The sequence below is a fragment of the Desulfobacterales bacterium genome (assembly GCA_030066985.1).
Classification (GTDB): Bacteria; Desulfobacterota; Desulfobacteria; order Desulfobacterales; family JAHEIW01; genus JAHEIW01.
In genome coordinates this window covers 1-6,643 of sequence record JASJAN010000063.1, presented here as the reverse complement: position 1 = coordinate 6,643, position 6,643 = coordinate 1, and the positions used below count along the sequence as shown (strand labels likewise).

Here is a 6,643-nt window from a genome sequence, read left to right as displayed (position 1 = left end):
ATTCAGCAAAACCATATAACTACAATAAATTCGTCATATCCGTTTGAAAGCCGTTATTGCGAATGATTAAATTTCAGTGTATCCCATTTGATTGTTTAGTGTGTTTTAAAATATACAGACTAGTTATACTAAATTACAATTATTGTTTTGATATAGTAACAAATATTGTGGCCTAAAAGATCTTTTAGTAATTTTTTTAATTTTTTCCCGATAAGCGCTAATCCACCTAATGTGCTAAAATTTATAGATTTTATGCCGCTTTTACATTCGATTTTTCTTCTATTCGCACATATTAACAATATTATAAGCAGGTTTGGCATCCGTTTTGCTCTATTTAGCGCGGCTGCAAACATGCTGCTGAGCATTTGGGGAAGCTCGAAAGGGCAAACCATCCGAAAGGATGGGACGCAAAGCCACTGGCCTTAAACCCGTAAGGGAAAGGCAGCAGGGCTGCCGGGCGAGACCAGCACCTACTCTGTGTGCATCTCGGTCGGTTATAGATGTATCTTAGAGGAGGTGTAGCAGTGAAAGGGTGGGAACTCAATCTCAATACAATTCGGATCTATTTTCGATTTTCAGCAGAAAATTCCAATCGTTTAAAACCAGCGTCCCGCACCGTATTAATGCTATTGATGGCGGCTTTCGTGATCATGCCGTTCTCAAATGCTATGGCTGCGTCCGTAGATCTTGCATGGGATGCCAATACCGAGCCCGAGCTGGCCGGTTATAAGATTTATTACGGCACATCCAGCGGTAGTTATACCGCCAGCAAGGATGTGGGCAAAACAACCACCTGCACCATCAATGGCATCGATGAGGGCAAAACCTATTATTTCGTTGCCACAGCCTACGACGGTCAAAATAACGAGAGTGGCTATTCCAACCAGGTTAGCTTCACCGTGCCGCTGAGCGACTCGGACAATGACGGCGTGCCTGACAATCAGGACGCCTTTCCTGACGATCCCTCAGAAACTATCGACACCGACAATGATGGTGTCGGTAATAACGCCGATACGGATGACGACAACGACCGTATGCCCGATGCCTGGGAGATTCAATACAATTTTAATCCGCTAGTCGATGATGCGGCCCTGGATTACGACGGTGACGGTCTCAGCAATTTGGATGAATATTTGGCCGGCAGCGATCCGATTGTCCCGCCGGACAACTTTGAGCCGGAAACACCCACCCTGTCCGCGCCGGACAATCACCTGGTGGTGGAGCTCACCCCGATGCTCGAAACCAGTTCATTCGATGATCCTGACAGCGGCGATTTCCACTCGGCAACCCGCTGGCGAATTTTTAGAGAATCCGATGATGTCTGTGTGTTTGATATCACCAGCGAGTATTCACTGACTGAGTTGCAGATACCCAAGCTCATTTTAGATGAAAATGAAGACTATAGATGGCAGGCCAGGCATTATGACAGTCACGCCAAGCCATCAGATTGGTCGGACAGCAGGTATTTCACCACCCAAAGCGATACCGCAGACAGCGACAGCAACGGCATACCGGACGATCAGGAAGTCGATACACCCGCCGATCTGGATGAAGACGGTGTCTGGGATGCTGATCAGGATACCATCAAATGTGTCATAGCGGGTGAAGGCAAATCATTGGGCATCAGTTTTAAAGACGCCGCCAATGTCGTTGAAATAGAGTCCATTTCAGCAGAGCACCAGGATGGTAACCAGGTCCAGGCCGAGGCTGTCAGCAATCCGGATTATTTCCCCTTTGGTTTGATCAATTTTAAACTGGTCATGAACCAGCCCGGGGATTCTGCGGAAATCAAAATATATTTCTCGGAACCGGCGCCGGAGGAAGGCCGCTGGTTTAAATTTGATCCCATCGAAGCCACCTGGACCGATTACAGCAGCCAGACGGTTTTCAGCGCCGATCGTCGCTCGATGACGCTGTATCTTGAAGATGGCGGTGAGGGCGATGCGGACGGCACGGTAAACGGCATCATCGTCGACCCATCCGGTGTGGCGATATCGTCTTCAGGATTCGGCGGATCGGGCAGCAGCGGCGGGATCGAAGATGTGGTCAGCGGCTGCTTTATCGGAACCGCATCTTCACCATCCGGGCAGATAAGCGTTGGGCAGATCTGGAAAGCGATTCGCGGCCGCGAAATCGCCATCGGACTGTTCTTGCTGGCGCTGGTAAAACTGATCACCTTGGGATTAAAGCGTATGCGGCTGCGCTGGGAAGAGTCCCAGCGCCTCTTTGAAATGTACCATGAGCGCGGCGGCCGCTTTACCGCCACAGGTCTTATCCGTCCTAAAAAGTTAAAAAGAGCAAAGATATAGATTTAAGGCATTGAAATGAGTACCTGATTGATTACCGTCGACTGGATGATGGATTGATTTCTTAGACAGGATTGATCCGCCTTCGCTCGATTAGCTTCGGCGGGACAAGCAGGATAAACTGGATATTTTCTTTTGGTCGCTCTCCTGATGAGAGCGACCAAACCCCAATTGCCTTCGGCGAATAAAATCGGAACAAGAAACATACTAATTATAAAAGTAAATACAATCCGTTAAACACAAATACCGTAAAGCAATTAATATTTAATCCATTATATTCCGCTGAAAGCGGATTGAGTTGGATCACTTTCATCTGGAAAGTGATCCAGAAAAAAACAATCCTATAAATCCTGTAAATCCTGTCTAAAATAAAATTGCACTTAAGATCCAATTCCAAAAATTGAACTTCTGAACTTATGAACACTGGATTTTGCCTACCGGAAAGTAGTTTGAAAGACCGAAGACGAGAACCTTCGAAGCAGCAAGAAACAAACCACCGCAATTAATGCGATAAGCGCTGTAAAATCGAATGACGCGTCGGCGCTGACGGAATTGATGAAGCAATTGATGGCCACGTTGGCATTGCTGCCGCGCGATGTTGTGGTGTCTTTTTCTATCGGGTCACCAAACTTGGCAAATACCACGGTCTGGGCAGCAGAAAAATGATGCACCTTGACTTCGATCATCGGCGGGATGGTGTCTTCGTGGTTGATTCTGGAGTCGGGCACCATCCACCCTTCCCCGCCGGGCAGTATGTCACCATCGGCATCGGCAGCCGGTAGCCATCGGGTGCCATCAAAATAGGCCAGACCCACTTTACGGATATCCACATCATCATTTACCGGTATGAATATGGTGACCGGCTGATCAAAGACGGTATGCGGCAATAGGTTAACCGGCCATCCTGCCGGCTGCATATCCTGATGGTCGTTTGACGGCATTTCATCCGGGTTACCGAATTCGGGTGTCAGGGGCTCCAAACTGCTGTAAAACAGCTTTGTGCCGGTTAGCTTTCCGTCAACAACCGCAAGACCGGTATCGACACCTTCACTGTAAAGCAGCCCCTCTTCAATAGTTTCAACCGTGCTGGGCAAATTCTGTCCGGCAGCCATTTTCTGGGCACTGGACTCAATTTTAAACTCAAAAGGCGGTGGCTGCAAAATGTTGTTGCGGATATCCTGTATAGCGACGCTTACCTGAATGAGGGCGTCCGGCAAATAAGCGGTCGGCATGAAGGATTCCAGAAAACGGTCGTAGGCCACCCAAAAGTAAATTGTCTGCTCATCCGGCGTTTGGTCGAGCTTTATGGCCCGCATGGCATCATGTGCCAGATCCCGCCAGTACGGTTGATGATAGCCGTCATCGATCCTGAAACGAACCGCAGCCGGATCATCGAGATTGATCCCTTCAGATGCCCGGATCAAAACGGCAAACGCCGTCTGATCGGGTACGCGGGCAAAATTGGTAATGCCGGCATCATCCTGAGGGATGGTATCCCGAATTTCAATGGGAGCCGACTGAAACCGGATTGGATCGCTGCCTGCCAGATACTCCTGATAATTTGCAAAACCGTCGTCATCTGCATCTGATGGGGCATCGGCAGTTAGCGGGTCCAAGCCATGCTGTAATTCCCAATGGTCTGCCATGCGGTCGCCATCGCGATCATTGAGCGCAACCGGCATCGTTGCGATCCTGTTTCCGGCTGCATCAGCAATATTGCTTAGCGACAGATTGATGATTTCATTTCGCGGAATCGAGCGCATCGACAGTTGAAAGGTCACATCATCAATGCGCGAGATATCATCATCACCACCGATGGTCTTAAAATTAAGTGAGGGACTGAAACGGAAATTGCTCTCCAGGGCCACATTTTCAAGATTGGCCTCGTTGAAAACAATGGTAATAAAACGATTGGTAATTGCGGACGATGTCACGCTCGGCGGGGTGGCATCATAGGTGCCGCTGATGGGAATCGATCGAATCCCATCCTTAAATGCCAGCAGGGTTACCGGGCCTTCAATGAAGGTTGAAAAATCGATCTGAGAAGTAAAAATCCCGTTTTGATCAGCGATGACCGTCTTTATGTGCACGCCGTTGGCAAAAATTTGGACTTTGTGACCGGCATCCGCCTGGCCTCTGATCGGGTAGGCATTGCGTGTATCGCGGTTGATGTAAAAGCCGTTTTGCGGCTGGGTGATCCGAGCACTGCCGGGTGCTGCGGCAGCAGCGATGGGAATGAGCGCAGCGAGAATACAAAGGAGGCCTGCCATCAGCCACATAACCTTCAAACAGTTTTTAGAAACTGAATGAGCCATGCTACCCCCCTAGAATTAAACTTTAAGACAACTCATAACCTATAACTTAAGCCCAAGTAAAGAATATTCAATGCGGGTCTACATGTGTAGTTTTGTGGTTTAAGGTTCTGGGTTTCCTCCTTCGTTGAAACTACGGAGGACAGGCAGGGTTCAAAGGTTGCCCTTCGACTTCGCTCAGGGCGTGCGGGTTTAAAAAAGGACTGAGTGCTGAGCTAGGAGGACCCGTCTTCGGCCTCTGGGCTACGCCGTGGCACGCCCGTCTTCGCTTTTGCAAGCTTCCGACTTCGCTCCCATGAGCTACGCCGGGACAAGTCGCCGCGGCAAGCGGGGATCGGGGGTCTGTTGAAATAGATCTTTTGTTAGATAAGCAGATGAGTTGATTTATTGAAATGCTGATTCTTTTTGGACAGGATTAATCCGCCTTCGCTCGATAAGCTTCGGCGGGACAAGCAGGATTTTTTGGATTTTTCTCTTGGCCACTCTCCGGCTTGGCCCGCCATAGCTGCTCAAAGCAGCGACGGCGGCAAGAGAGTGCCCAAACACCAATCGCCTTCGGCGATGGTGAACATACTCATATGTTTAAATGTACTTTGTAGGCACTATAAATTTTTCAAATTATATAATATTTATTAAAATATTAAATTTCCGCTGAAAGCGGATTGAGTTTTCTCACTTCCTTCCGGGAAGTGAGAAAGGAATAAAATATCCTGTAAATCCTGTCTAAAATTAATTTCAAACGGTCTTTTTAAATCAAATTCGAACTAAAATTCTACAGCGTTAATTTAAGCTTGTTTCGGCCGATAAATACCAGATTCTTCAAACGCTTGTCTAAAAATCCATAATACTTCTGGAAAACATCACGGCCAAAAGAGTGGATTTTCTCCAGGTCATCGGTATCAATAAAAATCTGATAGAATTTCGAGCCGTATTGTTTCAGAGCATTGATCAGTTCGTGTGCGGAGCTCCCATCAAAATCGCCATATAATTTCAAATGCAAACTGTCACCGGTTTCGTGCAGAAAAAGCTTGAAATTAGATGCCATTTGAACCCCCCTTTGGGTGTGAGTTACCAGGGCGCTGTAATAAACATCATGCAGGTCGTCTCGATATACTGCCTGCCGGCAAAAATCCCCCGATTGCAGGCGCAATCCGTAAATAAATGGCAAGCAGATTAAACGTTAATATGGTCGTATGGTAACTTCTTTTGTAGGGAATTTTTCAGAATCGCTATTCTTTGCGATCTGATTGCTGACACCTGACACCTGACACCTATTAGGATTGCATCTCAGCAGTTACCCACTTCAGCCTTTCTTCATAGGCTTCGATGCTGGCCAGGTATTCCATTTTTTTGAGTCTGTATTGTCGCTCCAGACGCATTAAGCGTTGGGTTGTTTTATAAAGACGGTCTTCGATATTAACAGCTTCATTTCGAATTCGAGAGGGACTCCACATTTCTTTCAATGATGTCATGACTTGCAGCCTTTCACATTAAATCATCTGTGTCGCCTGTCGATCAAATACCTTTTTCTTCGCTCTTGGCCATCCACTATCGTGGATCTGATTATATGTATCAGCAAAAATCGTGCAAACTTTAATAAATTTGATAAAATTTTATTTTTAAAATAATTACGGCTACTTAACTGAACAGACGGTTATCGTGGGACAGGTGATTTTAGGAAAACAATTGCTGAAGAATGGGTATTTATTTTCACACCGTCAAATTATCAGATGTGAGATGTTGATATTTTTAACCGCAGACCCGTCTTCGCCCTCTAGGCTACGCCACGGCACGCCCGTCTTCGCCTCTGGGCTTCCGTCTTCGTTTAAACTTCGCCGGACAAGTTGCCGCGGTAAGCAGGTGTCGGAGGTCCGTTGAAATAGTGCTTTTGTTAGATAAGCAACTGAGTTGATTTATTGAAATGGTGATTCTTTTTGGACAGGATTAATCCGCCTTCGCTCGATAAGCTTCGGCGGGACAAGCAGGATTTTTTGGATTTTTCTCTTGGCCACTCTCCGGCTTGGC

The 6,643-nt window shown here is 47.1% G+C and carries 4 protein-coding genes and 1 riboswitch; of the genes, 1 reads left to right on the top strand and 3 read right to left on the bottom strand.

Annotation, left to right across the window (positions count from 1 at the left end; all coding sequences use genetic code 11):
• The first annotated feature begins 372 nt into the window (after positions 1-372).
• Positions 373-458, top strand: a riboswitch (cyclic di-GMP riboswitch).
• Positions 459-524: 66 nt separating this feature from the next.
• Positions 525-2,309, top strand: a complete 1,785-nt coding sequence (locus QNJ26_21425) for a fibronectin type III domain-containing protein (protein ID MDJ0988115.1) — start codon at positions 525-527, stop codon at positions 2,307-2,309.
• A gap of 431 nt (positions 2,310-2,740) precedes the next feature.
• On the opposite strand, the gene QNJ26_21420 is transcribed toward QNJ26_21425, so the two are convergent.
• From QNJ26_21420 to QNJ26_21410, 3 genes are all read right to left on the bottom strand, one after another.
• Positions 2,741-4,621 (bottom strand): hypothetical protein, encoded by a 1,881-nt coding sequence (locus tag QNJ26_21420; protein MDJ0988114.1) that lies wholly within the window; start codon positions 4,619-4,621, stop codon positions 2,741-2,743.
• 769 nt (positions 4,622-5,390) lie between these two features.
• Positions 5,391-5,663, bottom strand: coding sequence for a hypothetical protein (locus QNJ26_21415; GenBank protein ID MDJ0988113.1), 273 nt, complete (start codon positions 5,661-5,663; stop codon positions 5,391-5,393).
• Positions 5,664-5,892: 229 nt separating this feature from the next.
• Positions 5,893-6,090: a hypothetical protein gene (locus tag QNJ26_21410; protein ID MDJ0988112.1), complete on the bottom strand. Its 198-nt coding sequence runs from the start codon at positions 6,088-6,090 to the stop codon at positions 5,893-5,895.
• Positions 6,091-6,643: the final 553 nt, after the last annotated feature.